This window comes from Halalkalibacter wakoensis JCM 9140, from assembly GCF_000513095.1.
Lineage (GTDB): Bacteria > Bacillota > Bacilli > Bacillales > Bacillaceae_D > Halalkalibacter > Halalkalibacter wakoensis.
In genome coordinates this window covers 14,848-38,578 of sequence record NZ_BAUT01000038.1, presented here as the reverse complement: position 1 = coordinate 38,578, position 23,731 = coordinate 14,848, and the positions used below count along the sequence as shown (strand labels likewise).

At 38.4% G+C, this 23,731-nt stretch carries 19 protein-coding genes and 3 pseudogenes; 11 read left to right on the top strand and 11 right to left on the bottom strand.

The window, feature by feature from the left end; all coding sequences use genetic code 11:
• Positions 1–259: 259 nt before the first annotated feature.
• From JCM9140_RS14125 to JCM9140_RS14110, 4 genes and pseudogenes are all read right to left on the bottom strand, one after another.
• Positions 260–684, bottom strand: a pseudogene (locus tag JCM9140_RS14125) (VOC family protein).
• Between the two features lie 71 nt (positions 685–755).
• Positions 756–1,634: an N-carbamoylputrescine amidase gene (gene aguB / locus JCM9140_RS14120; RefSeq protein ID WP_034747703.1), complete on the bottom strand. Its 879-nt coding sequence runs from the start codon at positions 1,632–1,634 to the stop codon at positions 756–758.
• Positions 1,635–1,651: 17 nt separating this feature from the next.
• Positions 1,652–2,683: an agmatine deiminase family protein gene (locus JCM9140_RS14115; RefSeq protein WP_034747701.1), complete on the bottom strand. Its 1,032-nt coding sequence runs from the start codon at positions 2,681–2,683 to the stop codon at positions 1,652–1,654.
• 156 nt (positions 2,684–2,839) lie between these two features.
• Complete coding sequence (locus JCM9140_RS14110) at positions 2,840–3,271, bottom strand: GNAT family N-acetyltransferase (protein WP_034747719.1); 432 nt, start codon at positions 3,269–3,271, stop codon at positions 2,840–2,842.
• Positions 3,272–3,423: 152 nt separating this feature from the next.
• Between JCM9140_RS14110 and JCM9140_RS14105 the strand changes: the two genes are divergently transcribed.
• The 3 genes from JCM9140_RS14105 to JCM9140_RS14095 all read left to right on the top strand — a co-directional run bounded on the left by JCM9140_RS14105 (position 3,424) and on the right by JCM9140_RS14095 (position 5,734).
• Positions 3,424–3,972 (top strand): YpiB family protein, encoded by a 549-nt coding sequence (locus JCM9140_RS14105; RefSeq protein ID WP_034747716.1) that lies wholly within the window; start codon positions 3,424–3,426, stop codon positions 3,970–3,972.
• Between the two features lie 244 nt (positions 3,973–4,216).
• Positions 4,217–4,921: a Dps family protein gene (locus tag JCM9140_RS14100; RefSeq protein ID WP_034747699.1), complete on the top strand. Its 705-nt coding sequence runs from the start codon at positions 4,217–4,219 to the stop codon at positions 4,919–4,921.
• Positions 4,922–5,023: 102 nt separating this feature from the next.
• Entirely contained in the window at positions 5,024–5,734 is a 711-nt protein-coding gene (locus JCM9140_RS14095) for a DUF3270 family protein (RefSeq protein WP_034747697.1), read from the top strand.
• Between the two features lie 25 nt (positions 5,735–5,759).
• Here the strand turns inward: JCM9140_RS14095 and JCM9140_RS14090 are convergent, their stop codons facing one another.
• The 4 genes from JCM9140_RS14090 to ppc all read right to left on the bottom strand — a co-directional run bounded on the left by JCM9140_RS14090 (position 5,760) and on the right by ppc (position 11,193).
• Positions 5,760–6,626: a helix-turn-helix domain-containing protein gene (locus tag JCM9140_RS14090; protein WP_034747695.1), complete on the bottom strand. Its 867-nt coding sequence runs from the start codon at positions 6,624–6,626 to the stop codon at positions 5,760–5,762.
• 110 nt (positions 6,627–6,736) lie between these two features.
• A complete protein-coding gene (locus tag JCM9140_RS14085; RefSeq protein WP_034747693.1) occupies positions 6,737–7,405 on the bottom strand; it encodes a hypothetical protein in 669 nt (222 codons plus the stop codon).
• A gap of 27 nt (positions 7,406–7,432) precedes the next feature.
• Positions 7,433–8,323: a carbon-nitrogen hydrolase family protein gene (locus JCM9140_RS14080; RefSeq protein WP_034747691.1), complete on the bottom strand. Its 891-nt coding sequence runs from the start codon at positions 8,321–8,323 to the stop codon at positions 7,433–7,435.
• A 116-nt stretch (positions 8,324–8,439) separates the two neighbouring features.
• Positions 8,440–11,193 (bottom strand): phosphoenolpyruvate carboxylase, encoded by a 2,754-nt coding sequence (gene ppc, locus JCM9140_RS14075; RefSeq protein ID WP_034747689.1) that lies wholly within the window; start codon positions 11,191–11,193, stop codon positions 8,440–8,442.
• Positions 11,194–11,450: 257 nt separating this feature from the next.
• Between ppc and JCM9140_RS14070 the strand changes: the two genes are divergently transcribed.
• From JCM9140_RS14070 to JCM9140_RS14045, 6 genes and pseudogenes are all read left to right on the top strand, one after another.
• Positions 11,451–11,720, top strand: coding sequence for a hypothetical protein (locus JCM9140_RS14070; protein ID WP_034747686.1), 270 nt, complete (start codon positions 11,451–11,453; stop codon positions 11,718–11,720).
• A 114-nt stretch (positions 11,721–11,834) separates the two neighbouring features.
• Positions 11,835–13,361 carry a BCCT family transporter gene (locus JCM9140_RS14065; RefSeq protein ID WP_235715361.1) on the top strand — a complete coding sequence of 509 codons (1,527 nt, stop codon included), beginning with the start codon at positions 11,835–11,837 and terminating at the stop codon, positions 13,359–13,361.
• A gap of 219 nt (positions 13,362–13,580) precedes the next feature.
• Positions 13,581–14,529: pseudogene (locus tag JCM9140_RS14060) on the top strand (arsenic resistance protein).
• A gap of 111 nt (positions 14,530–14,640) precedes the next feature.
• Positions 14,641–15,417: a molybdate ABC transporter substrate-binding protein gene (gene modA / locus JCM9140_RS14055; protein WP_034747684.1), complete on the top strand. Its 777-nt coding sequence runs from the start codon at positions 14,641–14,643 to the stop codon at positions 15,415–15,417.
• 6 nt (positions 15,418–15,423) lie between these two features.
• Positions 15,424–16,101: a molybdate ABC transporter permease subunit gene (gene modB, locus JCM9140_RS14050; RefSeq protein WP_034747681.1), complete on the top strand. Its 678-nt coding sequence runs from the start codon at positions 15,424–15,426 to the stop codon at positions 16,099–16,101.
• A 4-nt stretch (positions 16,102–16,105) separates the two neighbouring features.
• On the top strand, positions 16,106–17,164 hold the full coding sequence (locus JCM9140_RS14045) for a sulfate/molybdate ABC transporter ATP-binding protein (RefSeq protein ID WP_034747678.1): 1,059 nt from the start codon (positions 16,106–16,108) through the stop codon (positions 17,162–17,164).
• A 43-nt stretch (positions 17,165–17,207) separates the two neighbouring features.
• Here JCM9140_RS14045 and JCM9140_RS14040 read toward each other — a convergent pair whose 3' ends face one another.
• The 3 genes from JCM9140_RS14040 to rlmN all read right to left on the bottom strand — a co-directional run bounded on the left by JCM9140_RS14040 (position 17,208) and on the right by rlmN (position 22,383).
• The gene (locus JCM9140_RS14040) at positions 17,208–18,818 is read right to left on the bottom strand and encodes a glutathione ABC transporter substrate-binding protein (protein WP_034747675.1); all 1,611 of its coding nucleotides are present in this window, start codon (positions 18,816–18,818) and stop codon (positions 17,208–17,210) included.
• Between the two features lie 630 nt (positions 18,819–19,448).
• A complete protein-coding gene (locus JCM9140_RS14035) occupies positions 19,449–21,173 on the bottom strand; it encodes a methyl-accepting chemotaxis protein (protein WP_235715360.1) in 1,725 nt (574 codons plus the stop codon).
• Positions 21,174–21,321: 148 nt separating this feature from the next.
• A complete protein-coding gene (gene rlmN, locus JCM9140_RS14030) occupies positions 21,322–22,383 on the bottom strand; it encodes a dual-specificity RNA methyltransferase RlmN (RefSeq protein ID WP_034747672.1) in 1,062 nt (353 codons plus the stop codon).
• Between the two features lie 257 nt (positions 22,384–22,640).
• Between rlmN and JCM9140_RS25250 the strand changes: the two are divergent.
• Positions 22,641–23,233 (top strand): annotated as a pseudogene (locus tag JCM9140_RS25250) (molybdopterin-dependent oxidoreductase); the annotation flags it as partial.
• The gene (locus JCM9140_RS14025; RefSeq protein ID WP_369384433.1) at positions 23,234–23,710 is read left to right on the top strand and encodes a molybdopterin-binding protein; all 477 of its coding nucleotides are present in this window, start codon (positions 23,234–23,236) and stop codon (positions 23,708–23,710) included.
• The last annotated feature ends 21 nt before the right edge of the window (positions 23,711–23,731 follow it).

Here is a 23,731-nt window from a genome sequence, read left to right as displayed (position 1 = left end):
CATTCCCCTGCTAGGGTTACATTCTATCCTTAACTACTTTAGTATGACCGGATGTTTCCTCAGCTTTCCTCGTTTCTTTTTCTTCAGGTACCTCTTGAAGTTGTTTTAGAGAGGAATCCATTTATTTGCAAGGTTATTTTCCCAAAGGACACCATACCTCCTCCCTTTTTTGTTCCCTCTAACCTGTTTCCCTCTCCTCACAGACATCAACACAATAAAAAAAGAGCACAAACCTACAGGTTCATCCTCTTCTCTCATTCTACTCACTAGCCTCAACTGAGATCTGAAACGTCACGCCAAATTGATCTATCACAATCCCATAAGCAGGACTCCAAAATGTTTCCTGTAAAGCATCGTCACCTCGCCACCTTCTTGCAATGAATCATAAAACTGTTGTGCTTGTTCCTTTGTATCCGCCATAATACAAATTGTTATATGATTCCCCTTTTCGTGAGGTGTGCCCGGAAACGTATCGGATAACATCATATTAGTTTCTCCGACTTGGATCATCGCATGTGCTACTCGGTTCTTCGCTTCATCTGGCATCGGAGGGAAATTAGGGTTTGCTGGCATTTCACCAAACGTCTGAATCCCTTTTACTTTTGCGCCTAAAGCTTTTTCATAAAAGACAACTGCTTCCTTGGCACGGCCATCCATCACTAAATAAGGCAACAAACGGGTCATATCGTTCTCTCCTTTTTCATGTAAAGAGACCTGCTGCCACCATTCGTGAAAGACCAGGTCTCTATTTTTAACTATTTGATAATCAATTCGCCGTCATACGACGTAATGATTTTATATAGATCCGGTCTGCGGTCACGGAAGATGCCCCATTCAATTCGTTGAATATCAAGTGCATCTAAATCAAACTCTGCCACTAGAACCGTTTCTTCAGTACGGTCAGCTTCTGCCACTTTGTTGCCTTGAGGTCCAGCAATAAAGGAAGAGCCATAAAACGTAATTTTTGAATCCTCGTCTTCTTCCACTCCAACACGGTTTGATGCCACAACTGGAACTAAGTTACAAGCAGCATGTCCTAACATGCAGGTTTGCCAATGATCTTTTGAATCAATTCCAGCATCTTGGGGCTCCGAACCAATTGCGGTTGGGTAAAATAAAATTTCAGCACCCATCAAAGCCATGCAACGAGCTGCCTCTGGGTACCATTGATCCCAACAAATCCCGACTCCAATTTTCGCATAACGCGTTTCCCACACTTTAAAACCCGTATCTCCTGGATTAAAATAAAATTTCTCTTCATAACCAGGCCCATCCGGAATGTGACTCTTACGATAAACCCCTAGAACTTCACCATCTGCATCAATAACAGCTAAAGAATTGTATCTCGCATTGTTTTTTTTCTCATAAAAACTGATTGGCAGTACGACCTCAAGCTCTTTGGCAACTTCTTTAAAATGGGCAATGGCTTTGTTTTTCTCCACTTCAGTTGCATATATATAATAATCTGATTTTTCCTTTTGACAGAAATAAGGCGTTTCAAATAGCTCTTGAATCTGGATGATTTGCGCCCCTTGACTTGCCGCTTCTCTTACAAGTTTTTCGGCCTTTTTAATGTTGTCTTCTACTCCACCCGAACAGCTCATTTGCGTTGCTGCTACTTTGACGTTTCTCATTTATTTCACCTCTATTTCTATTTTCCTACTGTAGGCATTTGCTGGGTTGTGCAGTGCACATTTCCGCCTTCTTTAATGATCGCCATTCCATCGATTGTACGAATCGTGCGAGTTGGGAACGTTTGTTGCAAAACGTCCTTCGCTTTTTGATCTGCTTCTTTTGCTGCGCCTCCAAACACTGGAAGGATGATCCCATCATTGACAAAATAAAAGTTCAGGTAACTTAATGTTAAACGGCTCTCTTCAAAATGAGATGCTGGTGGTTGCTCAATTTCAACAATCTCCAATTTCCGTCCTTTTGCGTCGGTCGCATTACGTAAAATAGTAAGGTTATCTTGAGTAATTTGGTAATTATCATCACTTGGATCATGACAAACTTGGATGATAACCTTTCCTGGTTCTGCAAAGCAAGCAACATTATCAACGTGACCATCTGTTTCGTCTCCGCTTAACCCTTTACCAAGCCAAATAACCTTTTCAATGTTTAAATAGTCCTTCAAATACTGTTCAACTTGTTCCTTTGACAGATCCGGATTACGGTTCGGATTTAATAGACATTCCTCTGTCGTCAATAACGTCCCTTCGCCATCTACATGGAACGAGCCGCCCTCCATGACAATTTGAGCATCAAATTTCTTAACTCCAAAATGCTCTAGCAATTTCGGTGCTACGTCATTATCTAGTGTCCATGGTGAATATTTTTCACCCCATGCATTAAAAATCCAATTGATTCCCGCAATTTCCCCTTCTTCATTTTTTACAAATGTTGGTCCGTTATCACGAAACCACGCATCATTATGTTCTATTGGGAGAAACCCGACTCGTTCATCAACAAAAAGGGTTCTTAGCTTATCTATATCATTGGGATTCGCAACAATGGTTACTGGCTCAAACTCAGCAATCGCATGTACAAGCTCTGCATAACCATCTAGTACTTTTTCATAATCATTTGGATATACCATTGAATCTTGAATAGGCCAAGAAATGAACGTACGTTGATGGGTTGTCCACTCTGCAGGCATTTTATATGTTAATTCTCTAGGATACATCGTTCCATCACTCTTTTTATAGTTATTTTTTCATTGCAATACAAATCATATAATAAAACCGCCTCGTTCTCAAATTAAAACGAATGGAAATTAAATAAAAAATGCCTATATGGTAGGAATCGCTCGCATATAGGCATCTTCATGCTCCTAGTAAACCTACAATGGTCTTTCCATCAATGTTGAAACATCCTTAAATCCAAGCTCTTCATATAATTGTTTAGCTCGATTTCCTGCAAAGACATTTAATTGAACCTTTTTAAAATGTTGATTGCGCAAATATTCCATTGCCGAGTTCATTAGTAACTCCCCGTAACCCTTTTTTCTATATGCTGGAAGTACATATAATTCTAATATCATTCCGACTGGTTCTGGATCAATCGGTGTTTTTGTTTGTCCGACCAAAATCCAGCCGTACATATTCCCTTGATTTGTTAAAGCTAAGTATTCTGTCTGGTAAAAATAATGCAATTGATCATTCATCATCAGTTTGTCACCAGTAGCATATCCGACTGTGGCTTCTTCCTGGACAATAGGTGCATAGTTTTTAATGAATTGAAGCTCTGCTGCTGTTGCCTTTCGTATAATCACCATTCTTCCCCCCCAATAGCAAGCTCTTATTCTCTTACTATATTCATTCACTCTAAGATTTGTTCGATTTTGAAGATTCACTTTAGTCCTAAGTTGAAATCTATGTATAACGTGTTATGCTTGAAATAATAGGAGAATATAGGGTGGTGTTTATGAGAAACTGGGTATCAACTGCAGAAAAAAGTAGTTTTTTAAAATGGTTTTTAGATCAGCATCAATTAAAGCATAAGGATGCAAGAATGCTGCTAGAATACATACTGAAAAATCATCATATTCTTGAAAACCTTTCTTTTACAGATCACATTCCTAAAAAAGGAAGAACCTTTATCATATCGAGCATGAACTCAGACAAACCAGGTTTTGTTTATTATTACAACAATCGCAAAACAGAAGATGTATCTAAAGCTCTTGGAGATTTAATGAGCAATCCAGCAGATAAAGTAAATATAAAGCTTCACTTTTACGGAAAACAATCGAACCACCGTTACTTACAACTTGTTGAATCTCAAGTAAATACATTCGTTCAACATAAACAGTTTAAGGAATATGAAAAAGAAACAACGATTATCCTTGAAAAAGCTCTTTTAGATCAAGAAATTGAGAAAGTTAGAAATCAAATCGACGAAGCCTTAGATGCAAATGATAAACCCCTTTTTAACCGTTTAGTTGAGAGATTACAAGAGTTGAAAAGTATGCAATAAGCAATGTTTCACGTGAAACTTTTTGAGATTGGGACAAAAGTGTTTTAATTCAATGAGAAGGCGAACAAACCTTGGATGGTACAAATACACAGATCCTACTATTTCCTTCGCTAACTCTGCATGTAAACATTTTTGTTATGTCCCAGTCTCTTTTTTTATTTATTTAAAAACTTCATGGCATAAATCAGGAAAACAAAGACAAAATACGGATGAATAAAATTCCTTAGAAAAGAGGCACATCCGAATGGAAACACATGATAACCAAGGTTTTTCTCATGATGAATTTAAATTAAACAAGTCAGGCTTTGATCCCATGATGCCTGGGCATCAAACGAACCATAACGGTGACATGATCTTACGACAAGAACCACGTACCGCTAGAAAAGAAGGTGCTGGTATTAGTTTGCCTTATGAAACAAGGTTGGAAATGGGCTTAATGCTTGATGAGCATTTATGCGCTCTAAATGTCGCTTTACACCAATATACGAAACATCATTGGCTAACAGAAGGTGCTGAATCTTTTGGAAGTTTACACCACATCTTAGATGAGCATATTGATGTCACACAGGATCATATCGATCGTGTTGGTGAACGAGTGGCTCGCCTTGGAGTAGTCCCGACTGCGCATCCTATTACTCAACATGAAATTTCCTATATTAAGCATGAAGTTGAAGGCAGATATACAATGCGTGACTACCTTCGTAATGACTTAGAACATGAAATTAAAATACAAGGCATGATGAGAAAAACAATCAACCGCGCTCATAGCTTAAATGATTTCGGTACGGTTCAAGTGCTCGAAGATATCTTGTTAAAGCGTGAGGATCTAGGTTATCATCTGTGGAGTTTATTAGAAGATGACTCTCTTGTGCGTGGAATGACTCATTTATTAGATGGCAATGATGATATTGCCGACCAGCGAACGTTAAATCCTAACTTAAAACAATAACGAAAACGTCTAGATGAGCATGACTCGTCTAGACGTTTTTTGACTCTCCCCTATGTTTTGCCACAATAAATTCGGGAAAACAACGTAAAAGGGGTGTCTTGTATGTCTGCCTATTTATTGGGTATTTTCTTTATTTTGATCCATCTGTTTTCGAACACCTTTATTCCAGCTGATCGCATTCGCCGCAATAAATGGCTTTCCTTTTCAGGTGGATTAGCTGTTTCTTATGTGTTTGTTTATGTTCTTCCCTCTTTGCACCGGGAGCAACAAGCGATTGAATGGTATTCTGACTCATTAACAATGGAATCAGAGCTATATTTTATTTGTTTGCTTGGACTTTTGCTTTTTTACCGGGTTCAAAAAACAGTCAAAACCACTCATAAGGTCGAGACAAACCAATCTGCTTTTTGGCTTTATATTGGATTTTTTACTCTTTACAATATGCTCATTGTTTATGTTGTCATGGCCGCAAATGTCTCTTTTATTCAAGCCATCTTTTATGGTGCCGCAATTGGGTTACACTTTATAGCGGTTGCACATGATTTATGGAGAGAAAATCCGGAACAATACAACAAACGCGGACGTTTTTTTCTTGCATTAGGTATTATTGCGGGTTGGTTCATCGGAATGTTTCTTACGTTATCAACGTTTATCCAAGCGATTATCTTTGCCTTTATTTCTGGTGCCATGATTTTAAACGTTCTGCAAAATGAACTTCCAAAAGAAAAACATGCCCATTTCCCCTCTTTTGCGATTGGCGTTTTTTCTTATACGACAATCACAATAGCGTTAAAATTCTTTTTTGAATGGTAGTTTTAAAGTCAATCAGGTGCAAACACTATTTTTTTTGGTAATCCTTCGGTGACTTTTTGTACCTCCGTTTAAATTGCTGAACAAATGCCGACATGCTTTGGTAACCAACTTGAGAAGCTACGTCTGTAACCGTTACGGAAGGGTTGCGAAGTAAAAGCGCGGCCTGCTCCATTCGGATTGTCGTTAACCGTTCCATCGGTGACATGTCCACATACTTTTTGTATAAACGGTTTACTTGTGATTCGCTCATATTCACTGATTCGGTAATACTCTTAATCCGTATTGGTTTATGGTAATTTTCTAATAGAAAGCTTTCCATCTTTCGAATGGGCTCTGGGTAGTAAAACATATCAAGGATATAGGATATTTTTGATAACATGTGTTCATCTGGAAACAAGTAATACAGAATCTCGCAAAGCTTCAAATGAATGAGGTAATCATTTTGGTCGATATAATTGATTAAAATGTGAGTAAGATGTGTTTCGATGTGTTCAGGCCATTTTGCTTGCATGATACAAACTCTGGCTGGTGCTTGTAATTTTTCAGGAGAAAAACTTCGATATTGTTCTAATAAACGAACAAATGATTCAACAAGCTTTTTTGTAAGAGAGATAACAAGATAAGAGCAAGCTCTCGTTACTTCAATATGAACGGTTACCCCTTTTGGGTAAAAAAGATACTCCCCTTGCGACAATGTCCGAAATTGATCGTCCCCTATTTGGTAGTCTAATTGCCCATTCAAGACAAAAAGAATGCCTGGTTCTTCACTAAAAAAGGAGAATGCTTCTTCTTGCTTTCTTGAGTGAACGGTAACCAAATGAGAATGATCCCCGCTTGTTCTTTTTGCCTTTTCAATAATGGTGCTTAACTCATTTGCCTGGATAACGAACACCCTCTCTCCTATTTATCTTATTCCAACTATAGCGAACACAGAGGTTTATTCAATAAATAAACCAGCACAAAAAAACACAACGAGTGTTTTCCCCGTTGTGCTTCTCATACTTACAGTGGCAGCAAAGAGATTTGATCTCGTTTCTCCAGGTCTGAAATCATTTCATTCCATGCAGCCGGTTTATTCGATAAAATGGCATAATAGGTTTGGATGAATTCACTTACAAAGCTTGCTTGTAGTGAGTCCGTTTCTTGAAAAGGCAAAAAGCAAAAGTCTAACTCTTGGACAGCTTTTCCTTCATTTGTCCATGCCGGATGAACATAAGGAAAATCCAAACGCTTATAGCCAAGGTGTGATAACACTTCACGTCGTACATACGGATCCATTACTTTCACTCCACCAAACGAGTGATCCTTGGCCCGGTACGGATCATAAATTTCAGCAAACATCCCTTTAAGTGTCATTCCGTTCTCTTTTGCTAATTGCTTCAAATCTTCATCACGTTTTTTAGCAATAAACGGTCCAATGCCAAGACCTTCTTTTGCAATAATGGTAAAGTCAGTCATAGCCACTTCAAGTTCTTTGTTGTAACGATATTCTGTTACTCCTACAACTTCCCCTTCATGAACGGCTGCGAAGACACGAATGGTTGGATCTAGTAACGGCTCTTCCCATAATGAGAACTCAAGCACTTCCTCTTCCGGAAACACGTCTTTCATTAAATTATGCAACTGTTTAAAAAGCGGATCCTGAATGCTAGCAATGCGAACATACTCCATGTTTTAACCTCTTCTCTAGTTTTAAAATTAAACAACCGTTTTTGTAACAAGTTCTAAACGGTTGATACCGAGATCTGGATATAAATCAAAACGACGATCTCTCCACGTTGTAACAGACCCTTTTTCACGGACATTATATAACAACTCAAGATCTAGGTCAGCCGTAATTAGCATGTCATTATTCATGTCTCCTTCGCTCATAATTCCATTCTGTGGAAAAGGAATGTCATTTGGTGTAATCACAGCAGCTTGCCCGTAATTGGCTCTCATAAAATCAACCGTCGGCAGTGATCCGACCGTCCCAGTCGTCACAACATAGACTTGGTTTTCAATTGTTCTTGCATGGCAGGTATATCTAACACGATGAAATCCTTGGCGATCATCTGTACAAGAAGGACAGAAAATAACGTCTGCACCCATTCCACGAACAATTCGAACGACTTCAGGAAATTCAATATCGTAACAAGTGAGAAGGGAAATTTTCCCTTTATCTGTATCAAATACTTGGATTGATTCTCCTGGTGTTAACGACCACTCTTCCACTTCTGTAGGAGTTAAATGCAGTTTAGCTTGTTCTCCAATGCGTCCATCTGGATAAAATAAATGGGCAACATTATATAATTTCCCTTCTTTTCTTACAACATGTGTCCCGCCAATAATGTGCATTCCTGTTTCAATAGCCAAAGATGTAAAAAGAGAATAATAATCTTCTGTATAATCAGGCAAATCGTTAATCGTTTGTTTCCCTTTTAGCGAAGGAATCGATAACAATTGCGTTGTTAAAAACTCTGGAAATAAAATAAAATCAGTCTCGTATTCTGCCGCATTTTTCACGTAATGAGTAACTTGATCGGCAAATTCTTGAAAGCTTGAAATCGAATGAAGATGATATTGAACAGCTGATACGCGAAGTTTCATCTGTATACCCCCTTAAACAAAATAATTTACGAGAAGAATCGTAACACAAAAAAACCACATTTCTTTTCGCGATTCACGCAAAAAGAAATGTGATTCAATCATTTTTCAAAACAAAATCAACCTGTGTTCACTAATCCAGCCGCTACCCCACTGATCGTTAACAACACTTCTGTTAACAGCTCTTCAGATTTTTCATCTGAATCACGCATTTTTTGAATTAAATCAACTTGTAAGAAGTTGAGCGGATCCACATACGGGTTTCGTCTATGAACAGATTCTTGAATATTCGGTGTGTGATCGAGAAGCTTTTCACTTCCTGTAATGAGCAACAAAACATCTTTTGTACGATTGTACTCATCCGAAATATTGGAGAAAATTCGTGATCCAATTGTTTCGTCTTCCACAAGTCGAATATATTCTTTTGCTGTTGCTAAATCGGCTTTCATTAAGGCCATTTGCAAATTATTAATCGTCGCTTGGAAAAATGGCCACTCTCTGTACATCTCTTGTAACATCGCCAAGTTTTCTGGCTTTTGATCAACGAATGATCTTAGGCCCGTTCCTGCTGCATACCAAGCTGGAATCATTTGTCTTGATTGCGTCCAAGCAAATACCCACGGAATGGCTCGTAAATCTTCAAAGCGCTGACTTCCTTTTCGTTTCATTGGACGTGAGCCAATATTTAACGCACCAAGCTCATTTAGTGGTGTGGCTTGTGTAAAATACGTTAAGAAATCTTTATCTTCAAAAACAAGAGATTGATATTTTTTCAATGATACTTTGGACATTTCCTCCATCGCATCTTCCCATGTCTGATCGCGAAAATGACCATTCACAGGATTCTTCAGTGCCCGAGCTGAACCTTCAAGCAATGCCGAGGCAGCTTGTTCCAAGTTACGGTACGCAATATCTTCTAGTAAGTAACGAGAAGACAACACTTCTCCTTGCTCGGTAATTTTCACACCATCACCTAACGTTTCAGATGGTTGTGACAATATGCTTCGGTTTAATGGACCGCCACCACGGCCTAAAGAACCACCTCGTCCATGGAAAAACTTCAAACGGATATTAAACTCTTTGGCCATATTATGAATTTCTTTCTGTGCTTTAAAGAGTTTCCAGTTCGCTGTTAGCGTTCCACCGTCTTTGCTTCCATCAGAATATCCTAACATGATTTCTTGATGGTTTCCGCGTTCATTTATATGATTGCGATACACATCCATCTCAAATAGCGTTTTCATGATTTTTGGTCCAGCGACCAAATCATCAATTGTTTCAAGAAGGGGTGCTACATGCATGTGACTTTCAACTTTCCCATCAGCATGAAGGCGGTAAATACCAGCCTCTTTAGCTAGTACAAGTACTTCAAGTAAATCGCTTGGAGATTGCGTCATACTAACAAGATACACTTCAATGGAACGTTTCCCGAACTCTTTATGAGCTTGTTTAATCATTTTAAACACTTTAAACGTTTCTTGTGTTTCTTTTGAGTAATCTTCCTCTAACAATAAAAGAGGTCTTGGCTCACTAAGTACTTTTTTAAGGACATCGACCTTTTCTTCTTCTGATAGAGCAGAATAATCTTTCGTAATGCCAACAACCTTTAAAATCTCTGCCACAGCTGCTTCATGTTCACCACTGTGATTACGAATATCAAGCGTTGCTAAATGGAAGCCGAAAAGTTCAACCTGACGAATGAGCTTTCGTATCGTTTTTAATTTACGATTGGATGGTTGATGTTTTTCAGCACACTCTTTTATTAACACGACATCATTTAAAAATTCTTCTGCACTTTGATAACCAGCTTCTGATTTCCCTGTTTCACGAAGACGCTTTAACATCACAGCGAAATGACGGCGGTAAACTTCTGTTTTAACCGGCCACTCTTCACCTGACTCCATATACGTTGTTTCACTCTCTTCAACAGATTGAATAAGAGATTCACTAATTTCAACTCGTGTCGTTGTTTGACTAAATCGCTTCATTAGCTCAATAATAGCTTCTTCATACTTCTTTAAAGCAAGTGAGCGTTGATGCTCTAATGTTTCCCATGTTACTTCAGGTGTCACATTCGGGTTCCCGTCACGGTCCCCTCCAATCCATGATCCAAAATGAAGAAAGTTTGGAACTTTCCAAGAATGGTCAGGGAAATGCTGATCTAATTGAGCCTCTAACTCTTGATGAATATCCGGCAATGCATCAAATAACGTTTCGTTGAAATAATATAAACCATTTTTCACTTCATCAATAACGGTTGGTTTTCTTTGACGTAACTCGTCTGTTTGCCACAGGGCTGTTACTTCATTAAATAAACTTTCCTCAAGCGTTCTTCGATCCTTTTTTGTTAACAACGGATTATCAAACTCTTGAAGAATCGTTGAAATCCTCTTTTGGATTTCAAGGACCGTTCTTTTTGTAGCTTCAGTTGGATGTGCCGTGATGATTAATTCAATTGAAAGGTCATTTAACACTTTTTGGATAACATCATCTGAAAAATGGCTATCTTTAATTGATTTAACTGCGCTTTCAAGAGATACAGGCTGAATTACACCATCTTCTTGTAATTGATACTGGCGTCTGCGTCGAACACGGTGATTTTGCTCGGCAATATTTACTAAGTGAAAATAAATAGAAAACGCACGAATCACTTGATGACGAACAGGTGGTTTTAATGAACTGATTTCTTCTTTTAGCTTATTGTAATCCTCTTCATTATAATCTTTTCGTAAATTTTTGGTCATCTCTCTGATCGTTTCGACTTTGTTAAATAGCGAGATACCACCATGATGAACGAGAATCTCTCCTAAAATGTTTCCTAACTTTTTTACATCATTTCGTAAAAGAGAGCCATTGTCTACTACATTAATCATTTCTTATCCCCCTACTTAAATCTAGATGCATAAATCTACTTCTCATTATACCACATAAACAAGGGACCATTTTCGTCCCTTCCGGTCATTATAAGTCCCTTTTTGCAATTACCTTCTATTATAGCAGATTCCCACTTGAGTCTCCATTCTTTTCTGACTATTTCGTATTTGATCCTAGTTTTTGCTGTTTTTTTCTCACTCTTGAATATAAAAGAAAGCAGTATCGCACATTAGTAAACAGAGGGAGGATGGTACACATGAAAAATAATGTATCAAGTTTACAAAGCCAAAATACAATTTTCCAAGCAGAACAATCTGTAGAGCATGCCCACCAAGCAATCAATGATGCCTTGTCTCATCCAGAAACACAAACGATCGAAAACGCACAAAATTCAATTGAAAAAGCTGAACACGCACTTTCACAAGCGGCTGACTTTGAAAACCAAGATGCCGTTCAACTCGTTCGAGAACAGTTTGAGCAGTACAAGCAATCATTTAAAAAAGTTGCCAATCGCTCAGGTCAATAACAAACTTTGTGGTGCCCCATTCAAAGCCAAAGAGCTTTTGGGGCTTTTTTTTACGTTTTATAAAAAATAGTAGAGGGTACAGCTTTGTAAAGAAGAAAAAAGGAAGTGAGTTTTGTGTCCGTGTCTTATGAATACAAAAAGGAAAAAGCTGGCGTTGTTTTTCCAATCTCCGCTTTTTTCGTTATTTGTTTTGTCATTTGGGGTTTTTTTGCTCCTTCTCATTTAGAAGACACAACTTCAACCATCCTTCAGTACATAACTCATTCATTTGGTTGGTTTTATATTCTTGTCACATCTCTTGTCGTTGCTTTTTGTTTATTTTTAGCGTTCGGACCCTTTCGTCATGTAAAGTTAGGCAAACGTAACGATCAACCTGAGTTTAGCTATTTCGCTTGGGTTGGGATGTTATTTTCTGCAGGGATGGGTGTTGGTCTTGTCTTCTGGGGTATCGCTGAACCTATGTCTCACTTCTCAACCCCACCTAACGGAATCGAACCTGAAAGTACAGACGCTGCCATACATGGTCTTTTATACGGAGTCTTTCATTGGGGAATGCATCCGTGGGCCGTCTATGCATTAGTTGGAATGGCTCTTGCTTTAATGAAGTACCGTAAAGAGCTTCCTGGACTCATTAGCTCTATTTTCTATCCACTTTTAGGAGACAAAATGAGTGGACCATTAGGAAAAGGAATTGATGTAACCGCAACTGTTGGAACATCGATTGGAATTGCAACGTCTTTTGGCTTAAGTACATTGCAGCTAAGCGGCGGATTGGAACAGCTATTCGGCCTTACATCAAATAACACCTTGTACTTAACCATTATTGCTGTTATTACTCTCATTTACATGATCTCTGTTTGGTCTGGGATTAGTCGAGGAATGAAATATTTAAGTGAGTTTAATTTAGCTTTATCTGGGGTCTTGCTTGTTCTTTTACTAGTAGTTGGTCCAACTGTTTTCGTCCTTGATCACATAATCAAAACGTCTGGAATGTACATAAGTCATTTTGTAACGCTTAGCTTTGACACGATGCCCTATGCAGATGGCGACTGGCTTGGAGAATGGACGATTTTCTACTGGGCTTGGGTGATCGTTTGGAGTCCTTTTGTCGGAACGTTCATAGCGAGAATTTCAAGGGGCCGAACGATTCAGCAATTTGTTCTCGGTGTTCTCTTTATTCCTACGATTGGGACGATCCTTTGGTTTGTCGTTTTTGGAGGTTCTGCCTTGTACTATGAGATTTTTGAAGGAGCGGATTTAGCTTCACCTATTCAAGATGACCCGGAGGCTGGTTTGTTTCTGTTTTTAGACTTGCTTCCTTTTGGGACGATTTTAAGCTTGTTGGCTTTACTCTTAACCACGATCTTTTTTATTACATCAGCAAACTCTGCCACATTTGTACTAGGTGTTCTTACGTCTAAAGGTAGTCTTAATCCAACGAATACTGTGATGACGGTTTGGGGAGTGTTAATTGCTGCTGTCTCAGGAGCCGTACTTATTAGTGGTGGATTAGATGGATTGCAAAGCGCTGCCATTATTGCAGCACTGCCCTTTACCTTTTTATTAATTCTAATTATAGTTTGTGTTTTGAAGTATTTGAAAAACGAACAGCGCTATTCGGTTGAAAGGGAGGAACAGTAGGCTATTGATGCTTTATTGTTAACCTGTTCTTCCCACGTTCGTTCCATTGCGCTTTAGCCACTCGCACCCGCAAGGAGGTGGCGAGCCTCCTCGGCTGCGGGGTCTCGCCCCTACCTCTATTTGAAGACACTGAAAAAGGCATGCATATCACCTGGCAGAGTGACTTCCCACTCTCTTATGATAAAATGATGCATATATTATCATCTGAAGGGATCAACCATGAACTTACTTGAAAAATTATATAGCTTGATCATTTTGTTAGCCGTAATTATTGGTCTTGGTGTTGGACAAGTGGAACGGGTAAGCACGTACGCGGAAATATTAATTGTTCCTTTAATAATAGCTATGTTATATATGCTACGTTTTTACAAATTCCTATTGAAGAAATGAAAACAGCCTTTAAAAACAGAACGTTTACTTACACATCCGTTATAATTAACTTCATCTGGACACCGGTCTTAGCTTGGCTGTTAGCATGGTCTTTTTAGGGAATCATCCAGCGTTGTACATTGGATTTATTATGCTCATGGTCACACCCTGTACAGATTGGTACTTAATCTTCACTAACATAGCAAAAGGAAATGTTGCACTGTCAACATCGATTTTGCCTCTAAATTTACTTTTACAAGTTCTATTCCTTCCCTTTTACCTCTTTTTGTTTGCTGGCACTACTGGAGTTGTAGAGGTAAAGTTTTTAGTAGAGAGTATTCTACTTGTTTTGTTCATACCTTTACTCTTAACGGTTGGAACCAAATGGCTTTTACGAAACAAACAACAACTAAGAAAAAAGTGGATTACGAAACTTAGTGCGTTTCCCATTATTTTTTTAAGCCTTGCCATCGTGACTATGTTTGCTTCTCAAGGTCACCTCTTGCTTGATCACCTTGGTTTATTAGCGCTATTGACTATTCCCCTGTTTTTGTTTTTCGCTATAAACTTTGTCGTTAGTCAAAAGGTTGGGCACCTTATGAATTATTCTTATCCAGATAGAACGAGCCTAAGCCTAACTACTTTAGCAAGAAACTCACCGATTGCTTTGGCGATTGCCCTGACAGCATTTCCAGATCAGCCTTTGATTGCCTTAGTTTTAGTTATTGGACCGTTGTTGGAATTGCCCATTTTAGCTATCATCACACAGCTTTTGCTAGTACGTTCTAAAAGAGATTAATACATAGGCTACGAATTAGACCCTCCCCTGTTCCATCAACATTCTCCCATTGTTCCATCCTCCTATTGTCGATATAATGAAAGAAAGCTTCAGGACAAGGGAGAAAAGTTGATGAAAAGGATTTATTATGTAGTCATATTAGGACTGTTCGCCATCTTAGCGGCATGCGGCAGCGAAGATGAACAAACAGAAGAGGCACAGGAGCTACTTGTAGCAGCCGCCTCTGATTTAACATTGGCCTTTACAGAAGTCGGAGCCTTGTTTGAAGAAGAAACAGGAACGAAGGTAACCTTTTCGTTTGGTTCAACTGGACAGCTAGCTGATCAAATTGAAAACGGTGCTCCTTTTGATGTGTTTGCAGCAGCGAATATTTCATTTGTCGATCGTTTACGCGAAAATGAACTCATTTTTGCTGATTCCCAAACAACGTATGCATTTGGTCGAATTGGTATGGCTACGTTGCCAAATAGCTCGTTACAAGTTGAAACAGTAGAAGATTTGTTACAGCCTGAATTGAAAAAGATTGCGATTGCCAACCCAGATCATGCTCCTTACGGGTTAGCTGCCAAACAAGCGTTAGAAACAGCAGGTATATGGGAAGATGTAAAAGATAAGCTTGTATACGGTCGCAACATTTCAGATACGCTCACCTTTATTGAAACAGGAAATGCGGAAGCAGGCATCATTGCCCTTTCCTTGTATCAAGAAGGAAACGTTAACTTTGAGATGATTGATTCGGATCTTCATGAGCCGCTTGAACAATCCATTGCCGTCATTAACCGGACGAGCCAAGAAGCATTATCTAGAGAGTTTATTGAGTTTATTTTAGGTCCAACCGGAAAACCAATTATGGAGAGCTATGGTTTTATTGTCCCTAAAGGAGAATGAGTGAGTATGGGTGAAATCAATTTATTTCCACTATTTTTATCGCTACGAGTTGCTGCTACAGCAACTCTTTTAGCCATTGTGATTGGAATTCCGATTGCTTACTTGTTAAATAAATCCAATGGGAAGCTAGCTGATTTCTTTGACTCTATTCTCACATTGCCTATTGTCCTCCCTCCAACCGTGCTCGGTTATTACCTACTTGTTTTATTAGGAAGACAAAGTGCCGTAGGGCAGTTTCTAGAAAATCGTTTTGATATTACAATTGTATTTACTCCTACAGGTGCGGTCATTGCAGCACTCGTTGTTTCCATTCCATTTCTTATTAAGTCTGCGAGGTCTGCATTTGCGAGCATTGATTCATCCTATATACATGCAGCAAGGGTGTTGGGGAGATCAGAGTCGAGTATTTTTGTTTCCATTATTCTTCCCCTTGCATGGAGAGGAATTGCAGCAGGAGTCACTCTTGCTTTTGCGCGCGCTCTAGGTGATTTTGGAGCGACTCTTATGGTTGCAGGAAGCATCCCGAATGAAACGATGACCATGCCGATTGCAATCTATGATGCGTTGCTTGCTGGCAATCGTGAATTAGCAAATGTACTTGTCCTCATTATGACAACCGTGTCCATTGTCGTTCTCTTTTTACTCAATCGTCTAGAAAAAAAAGGGACACGAGAAAGCAGGTAACGATATGCTCAAAGTGTCAATCACCAAAAAAATTCATCATTTTCAATTGAACAGTCAGTTTGAAGTCAGTGAAGGGATTACTGGCATTATTGGTCCTTCTGGTTGTGGGAAAAGCATGACATTGCAATGCATAGCTGGTCTTCAAACGCCTGATTACGGCGAAATTATTGTTGGCGGGCAGCCCCTTTTTCATTCTAGTAAAAAAGTAAATAAAAAAACAAAAAGCAGAAACATTGGCTATGTGTTTCAACATTATGCCCTGTTCCCCCACTTAACCGTACAACAAAACATTGCTTATGGATTAAAGGGCTTAGAAAAACAGGTAATCAAGCAAAAAGTTAGGACGATTCTTGAAAAAGTGCAGCTAGTAGGATATGAAGATCGTTTTCCAGGTGAACTATCTGGTGGTCAACAACAGCGCGTTGCCCTCGCCCGAACACTCGTGACAGAGCCGGACATTTTGCTGCTAGATGAGCCTTTTTCTGCTTTAGATCACCACGTAAAACATATTCTAGAAGTCGAACTACTGCAAATTATTAAGCAGCATTTCACCGGTGTCGTTTTACTTGTCACGCATAATATGGAGGAAGCGTACCGCCTTTGTGATCATTTGCTCCTTTATTACGAAGGAAAAATCGTTCAAGCCGGAACAAAAGATGATGTTTTCAAAAAACCTAAAAATATACCCGCCGCGAATATCATTGGTTGCAAAAACATTTTACCGATCGATCAAATAAGCGAGGATGGTCACTCCCTTATTTGTACGATTCAAAATACAACAATCCATACCGCAAAACCAATAGTAGAGAATGAAGTTTCTCCTTATGCACTTGGGATTCATGCTGAAAACATTCAATTTGTCTCAGAAAACGACTCATCTATTAATACTTTTTCTTATAAGCTTGTTGGAATTGTAACGGGTATTCATCAATCTAACGTTACAATTCAAATTAACAACCTAATCTTACATGTGACAATTTCGAATAAACAAATCGCCAATGTTTCACGTGAAACGATGAAAGTAAAAATTCCAATTGAAGACCTTTTTCTATTAGATAAATAAAAGAAGTCAGCCATAATGAAAACCGGCTAACTTCTTTTTCCTATTATTGAATAGTTACATTTTGTAGTTGGTATACTCCTGAAGCATCTGCCCAGAATCCTTCAACGCCTTCACCATAGCCCATAATATGCGATGGGTGGTAAAGGAATGCCATTGGCACTTCTTCATTTAAGTAATTCGTTGCATCTTCATAAAGAGATAAGCGCGTTGCTTCGTCTTGCTCAATACGCGCTTCGTAAAGCATTTGATCAAAAGTGTCATCTGCAAAACGAACGCGGTTACCCGAACCTACATTATCAGAATGGAATAGCATGTGCATTGGGTAATCTGCATCGCCTGTTCCAAGTGAAAGTCCTAAAATAAACATGTCATGCTCACCAGCTGCTGTTGCATCAAGGTAAGCTCCCCACTCTACAACTTCAATACTCACATCAATACCGATTTCAGCTAATTCTGCTTGTGTAAGTTCAGCAATATCAATACGCTCACGACTGTCGTTCGTCCAAATCGTTGTTTCAAAGCCATCTTCGTAACCCGCTTCAGCTAGTAATTCTCTAGCTGCATCAAGGTCACGCTCAATTCCTTGTACGTTTTCGCTGTAACCAAAATTTGTATCATTCACTGGACCAACCGCAGCTTCACCAGTTCCATCTAAAATTCCATCAAGCATCGCTTCTCTGTTAAGAGACATTGCAATCGCTTTTCTTACTCTTGGATCATCAAATGGTGCTTTTTCAACGTTAAACCCAAGATACGTAATGCTAGCTGCGTTACGAATGTAAGCATTCGCTGTATTTTCTATACGAGTTAAATCACTCGGTGTTACAGGGTCAATAATATGTGCTGCACCTGTTTCCAGTTCCGCAATACGAGTTAAGTCTTCAGGCAAAATTCTAAATGTTACAGTATCAACTTTAGCATTTTCTCCCCAATAATCTTCAAATCTAGTTAAGACAACTTCTTCCCCAGGAGTCCAGTACTCAAATGCAAAGAATCCAGTACCAATTGGATTTTCATTAATGTATGACCCATGTTGCCCGCCTTCTTCAACCGCTGCATAATCCGCTTCAATTACTTCTTTACTAACAATACTAGAAGCATAGTGAGCTAAGTGAGCAGGCAGAGGAGCAAATGGCTCTTCTGTTACAAATTGAACAGTATGATCATCAACGACAATAACTTCCTCAACAATTTCAAACAAAATTGCACGTGGTGAAGCAACTTCCGGATCTAAAATTCGATCAATGTTCGCTTTTACCACTTCAGCTGTAAATTCTGAACCATCATGGAAGTAAACTCCTTCTTGAAGTTTGAACTCCCACACCTTCTCTTCAACTGGCTCCCAGCTAGTAGCAAGGCGCGGTTCTAATTCCATGTTTGTATCATACTTAACTAATGTTTCGTAAATATTCGACTGCACATTACCTGAAGGAACATCACTTGATGAATGAGGGTCCAAAATTGTTGCATCTGAAAGAACAGCAACAACTAAATCTCCACCTTCCGCTCCACCTTCTGTCGTTACATTTTCTTCCCCTGGTTCAACTTGATCGTCAACATTATCAGTTGAATTTGGTTCACTTGCACAACCCGCTAGCATTAAACCGAATGCTAGTGACAACACACCTGCTTTGAATGATTTCCTTTTAAACATGACTACCCCCTGAAATTTTATATTTTTCAGGTTTTTGTCTAAGTAAAAATAGATTCAGTGGCCAAAAACGTTAAATAACGTTAAAACTCAATATGTACTCCACACTATTTCATAACTAGAGAAAAACCTGCTCTACTTCGCATAAAAACCTATTTTTCTGCAAAGCAAAAATGAATATATACAAAATTACTATACTATTTTAGATTTGTAAAGATTATTTTTAGAAAATTTTATGTTTTTATACTTTTTCTAACAATTCGACTTAATAATCATTTAATCTTCACTTTTCTTATAAAATATCCCGACATAACTTGATTTCATTTGTTTTTTCAATCTCAAGTAATACAAAGAAAACGCAAAAAATTATTTATAAAGATATTCTCAAAAAATATCTTTATTAGTATTAATATTTGCAATATATTAATTCAACTTGAAAAACACAACGGAACAAAAGATCGATTAACAAACATTTCTTATGAATTAAAAGGTCTAAAAAAACATGTAATCCTGGAACAAAAGTGAAAATGTCAATTAAAGATCTTTTTCTATTAAGTACCTAGATTAGAGTATTTTAAAAAAGAAGGTGGTCCCATATTGTCTTTAAAAAGACATTCCGGACCACCTTCTTCTTTACTTAACTGTAAATTTCTCTGTAATAGAAGCGAGTGAGCTTGATAATTTGGAAAGCTTCAAACCAGTAAGATGTGTTTTTTCCATTTGACTCATTTGACTTTCACTCGTTGCTAGCATTTCCTCAGCACTTGCTAGTGTTTCTTGAGACACCGAAGCAAAGCCCTCTGCTGTTCGTTCTAGACCTGGCAATTGCTCTTGCAATTCTCCTAATTCTTCTTGCATATCTTGTAGTTTAGTACCAACTTTTGAGATCTCCGTCATTAAGACATCAAATGATTGTCTCGATTCACCAGCAATCTCCAAATTAATTCTTGTTTTCATGAACATCTGTTCAAATTCTTCTGCTGCCTCTACGGTTACTCCTTCCATATTGGAAATGGATTGCGTAATTTCTTTGGCTGCTTTCGAAGATTGTTCGGCTAATTTTCTTACTTCGTTGGCAACCACCGCAAAGCCCTTACCGGAGTCTCCAGCTCTTGCAGCTTCAATCGTTGCATTGAGAGACAATAATTTCGTTTGTTCAGCAATGCCTTGAATTAACCCTACTAATGTTGTAATGGATTTTGAATACTCTTTTACTTCCCTCATCGTATAGGTTAAATGCTCAAAATCTTTTTCAAACATATGAATGGTTTCAATGAGTTCTAGCATGCTTTTCTCACCTAGATGAGCTGACTGCAACATATCTTCAGAACTGCTAAAGACGACCTTCATATTTGAAGTAATTTCTTCAATTTTATACTTCATATTTCTAAAACTCGTTACACTTGACTCTGAACTGCTCGCTGTCTCTTCCGCTCCTATTTTTACCACATCAATAGACTGAACCAGTTGCTGACTAAAGGTTAGAGCATGTTCAGAGGATGAAGTAAGATCCTCTCCCGTTTTATCAAGCTGGACCGTTGCTTCTTTTAGTTCATCAAACATCAATCTCATTTGAGAAATCATTGATTCAAAGCTTTTATGTAAAGAAACGATCTCTGGAACCGTTGTGTTTACTTTTACAGGTTGTAGTAAATTCCCTTCTCGGACATTTCTCATTGTATTGCGCAACACAGTAAGAGGTTGTGTTAAAGATCGGACAAATAGCATAATCGTAACGGTCGATAAAAGAACACTTATTACGATCGCCCAGATCGTAAATTGCGCCATTTGATGAACCGGTCCCATATATGAATTTGCCGAAACGACTAACACATACGTCCCGTTAATCTCTTTCATTTCTTGAAAAGCAATCGTATACTCTTTTCCGTCTATCGTTTCATGCCTGACCCCCCTTTTTTCTTGCTCCAATTGCTCAATAAGACGCTCTGAAATCGGCGGGAGTGTCTCAGCGCTAACATGAAAAGGAGTCACTTCTCCACTCACTATGTAAAAAAAGTCAGTTTCCATCCCGTCTGCTTCAAGTGTTTCCTTTTGTCCCCTAATATTCAATTGCAACTGTTTCATAAAATATTCTTCGTCGCTTACATATAAAAATTTTAAGTTTTCTGCTATATACCCCATCAATTGTGCTTCACGAACAAGTCTATTTTCAATAGATGAAATGGTCATATCCTTCGCTTTCAAATAAGAGCTTACTCCTATAGCAACAACGGACAAAATGAGTAAGGTAACAAATAAAACGAGCAGCCGCCCTCGCAGATTAAATGCATGTAGCCATTTCTTTACAGAAAATGATTTTACACGTTCTTGCTGTTTTTTCTCTCGCTTTCCAATCACATAAATGCCCTCCACATTCCTACAACTTATGACACAATAGGCAAATTATATCAATTTAATGTTAAAAGAATGTAAAGCGATTGTTAAAACATTACAAAGGTCATACAAAAAAGCACAACGGACCTAAGATCCATCGTGCTCATTCACCTTATTTACCTTGAGGCTCTTTCATCTGCTTGCTACGTAATTGACCACAGGCAGCATCAATGTCTGTTCCATGTTCGATCCGAATGCCGCATGTAATTCCGTTCTTTTTCAACGTATCATAAAACGCTAATACATCTTGCTCATCACTTCGTTGATATTGACTATGCTCATCAACTGGATTGTATGGAATTAAATTCACATAAGCACGACGGTCTCCTAATAGTTGTGCTAACTCAGTGGCATGCTCTTTTTGATCATTAACATCTTTCAATAAGATGTATTCAATCGTAATCCGACGATTTGATTTTTCGATATAGTAATCAATCGCTGGCATTAACTTTTCAAGAGGAATAGCACGGTTAATTTTCATGATTTTTGTACGCAATTCATTATTCGGAGCATGCAACGAAATCGCTAAGTTGACCTGAAGCTTTAAATCAGCAAACTCATAAATTTTATTGGCCAACCCACTTGTTGAAACGGTAATATGTCTAGGTCCAATTTCAAGTCCTTTTTGGTCTTTTACGACTTCTAAAAAGTCGACCATATTCTCAAAGTTATCAAACGGTTCACCAATTCCCATAATAACAATATGACTAACACGTTCACCTTTGCCAACTTGATCAAGATGCATTTGCACTTTCATAATTTGTTCAACAATTTCACCGCTTGATAAATCACGATCCTTTTTCAATAATCCACTCGCACAAAAACTACAACCGATGTTACATCCTACCTGAGTCGTAACACAAACAGATAAACCATATTTATGGTTCATTAACACCGTTTCAATTAAGTTCCCATCTTGTAACGTAAACAAAAACTTAACCGTTCCGTCTGCCGATTCTTGTTTCGTGTGCTCTGTGAGCGTTTGAATGACGAAGTTCTCCTCTAATAGTTGAATGAGATCCTTATTCACATCTACCATGTCAGAAAAAGATGTGACCCGTTTTTTATATAACCACTCCCACACTTGAGTGGCACGACCCTTTTTATGCCCATGTTCTAAGAGCCAGGCCGATAGTTTTTCAAAAGTAAATCCATAAATGGATGTTTTATTCATTTGTTACCCTCTTTTCAATACGTTAAATTCAACCTTATTTACCCGTTCATCAAATAACTGTATGATTCTAGCTTTCCCAGAAACGGAAGGTAAAAGAAGTACTGTCGTTTATTTTACCATGTTTTTTTTTCTTCGGAAAATGGTATGAAATTTTCGTACAAAGTAACCCTTTTCTACCCTTTAAGAAAAATTTCTACAAATATTCTTTCACACGTGCATATGTATGGGATATGAACTTTTTTGATTAGGAGGGACCTATGTCAAATCCTCAAAATCCGCTAAATAAACCAACGCTGACAACTCATCAACTTCATCCTGAAAACAAAGAAACACCGATCTCTTTTATTGATCATGACTTGATATCCTCTCGCCTTTTTTATAAACGAAATCACTTTTCTTATCCAACTCTTACTTACTCAAATTATTGGCTACCTATAAACGGAATGGTCACAACACCAAAAGTTTTTTCTCTTGAAGAAATTGCGAAGTTCCCTTCTATTACAACAAAGGTTGTCATGGAGTGTGCAGGCAATAAACGAAGTCTGTTCAAGCCTCTTACATTTGGCGAACAATGGGGCAAAGGAGCATTAGTCAAAGTGTCTGGACGGGAGTTCCCTTAAAAACATTGCTACAAGCGACAGGCGTTCATCCTGATGCAAAAGAAGTGTTAGTGGAAGGATATGATAAAGGAAAGCGAACCGATATGACAAGTGAGTACCCTTTTGCAAGAAGCTTGCCAATCGATAAAGCCTTACATCCAGACACACTCATTGCCTATGAATGTAACCATGAGCCCATTCCATTTCAACACGGCTTTCCTTTACGGCTCATTGTTCCGAATTGGTACGGAATGGCCTCTGTAAAATGGATTAAGCAAATTAGTTTAATTGATTCTACGTTTAAAGGGCCTTATCAATCTGTTGATTACATGTATTACCCTCATAAACAAAACGAGGAAGATGCATTTCCCGTTACAACGATGAACGTCAACTCTACCATACAAAAGCCACTCGATATGGATGTGTTACGTACAGGTACACATCTAATTAAAGGGATTGCTTGGACAGGAAACGGAACAATCGAAAAAGTTGAAATCAGTGTAGATCATGGCCAATCTTGGATGGAAGCTGCACCACAACTAAATACCGATAAAAACGGATGGGTTCAATGGTCCTTTCAATGGACAGTTACTCAACCTGGCGAATTCACCATTTTATCAAAAGCCACAGACACAGCAGGCCGAACCCAGCCTTCTACCCCCTTTTGGAATCAAAAAGGATATGGCTATCATGCGATTGATCAAATAAGCGTCAAAATTGAAGAATAAAACAAGAGCAGCATAGGAGCT

What these genes read in the sequence shown, in the direction of transcription:
- aguB (WP_034747703.1), bottom strand. Translation starts at nt 1,634, where the DNA reads ATGAGAAACGTCAAAGTAGCAGCAACGCAAATGAGCTGTTCGGGTGGA.
- JCM9140_RS14115 (WP_034747701.1), bottom strand. Translation starts at nt 2,683, where the DNA reads ATGTATCCTAGAGAATTAACATATAAAATGCCTGCAGAGTGGACAACC.
- JCM9140_RS14105 (WP_034747716.1), top strand. Translation starts at nt 3,424, where the DNA reads ATGAGAAACTGGGTATCAACTGCAGAAAAAAGTAGTTTTTTAAAATGG.
- JCM9140_RS14100 (WP_034747699.1), top strand. Translation starts at nt 4,217, where the DNA reads ATGGAAACACATGATAACCAAGGTTTTTCTCATGATGAATTTAAATTA.
- JCM9140_RS14095 (WP_034747697.1), top strand. Translation starts at nt 5,024, where the DNA reads ATGTCTGCCTATTTATTGGGTATTTTCTTTATTTTGATCCATCTGTTT.
- JCM9140_RS14085 (WP_034747693.1), bottom strand. Translation starts at nt 7,405, where the DNA reads ATGGAGTATGTTCGCATTGCTAGCATTCAGGATCCGCTTTTTAAACAG.
- JCM9140_RS14080 (WP_034747691.1), bottom strand. Translation starts at nt 8,323, where the DNA reads ATGAAACTTCGCGTATCAGCTGTTCAATATCATCTTCATTCGATTTCA.
- ppc (WP_034747689.1), bottom strand. Translation starts at nt 11,193, where the DNA reads ATGATTAATGTAGTAGACAATGGCTCTCTTTTACGAAATGATGTAAAA.
- JCM9140_RS14070 (WP_034747686.1), top strand. Translation starts at nt 11,451, where the DNA reads ATGAAAAATAATGTATCAAGTTTACAAAGCCAAAATACAATTTTCCAA.
- modA (WP_034747684.1), top strand. Translation starts at nt 14,641, where the DNA reads ATGAAAAGGATTTATTATGTAGTCATATTAGGACTGTTCGCCATCTTA.
- modB (WP_034747681.1), top strand. Translation starts at nt 15,424, where the DNA reads ATGGGTGAAATCAATTTATTTCCACTATTTTTATCGCTACGAGTTGCT.
- JCM9140_RS14045 (WP_034747678.1), top strand. Translation starts at nt 16,106, where the DNA reads ATGCTCAAAGTGTCAATCACCAAAAAAATTCATCATTTTCAATTGAAC.
- JCM9140_RS14040 (WP_034747675.1), bottom strand. Translation starts at nt 18,818, where the DNA reads ATGTTTAAAAGGAAATCATTCAAAGCAGGTGTGTTGTCACTAGCATTC.
- rlmN (WP_034747672.1), bottom strand. Translation starts at nt 22,383, where the DNA reads ATGAATAAAACATCCATTTATGGATTTACTTTTGAAAAACTATCGGCC.
- JCM9140_RS14025 (WP_369384433.1), top strand. Translation starts at nt 23,234, where the DNA reads ATGGCCTCTGTAAAATGGATTAAGCAAATTAGTTTAATTGATTCTACG.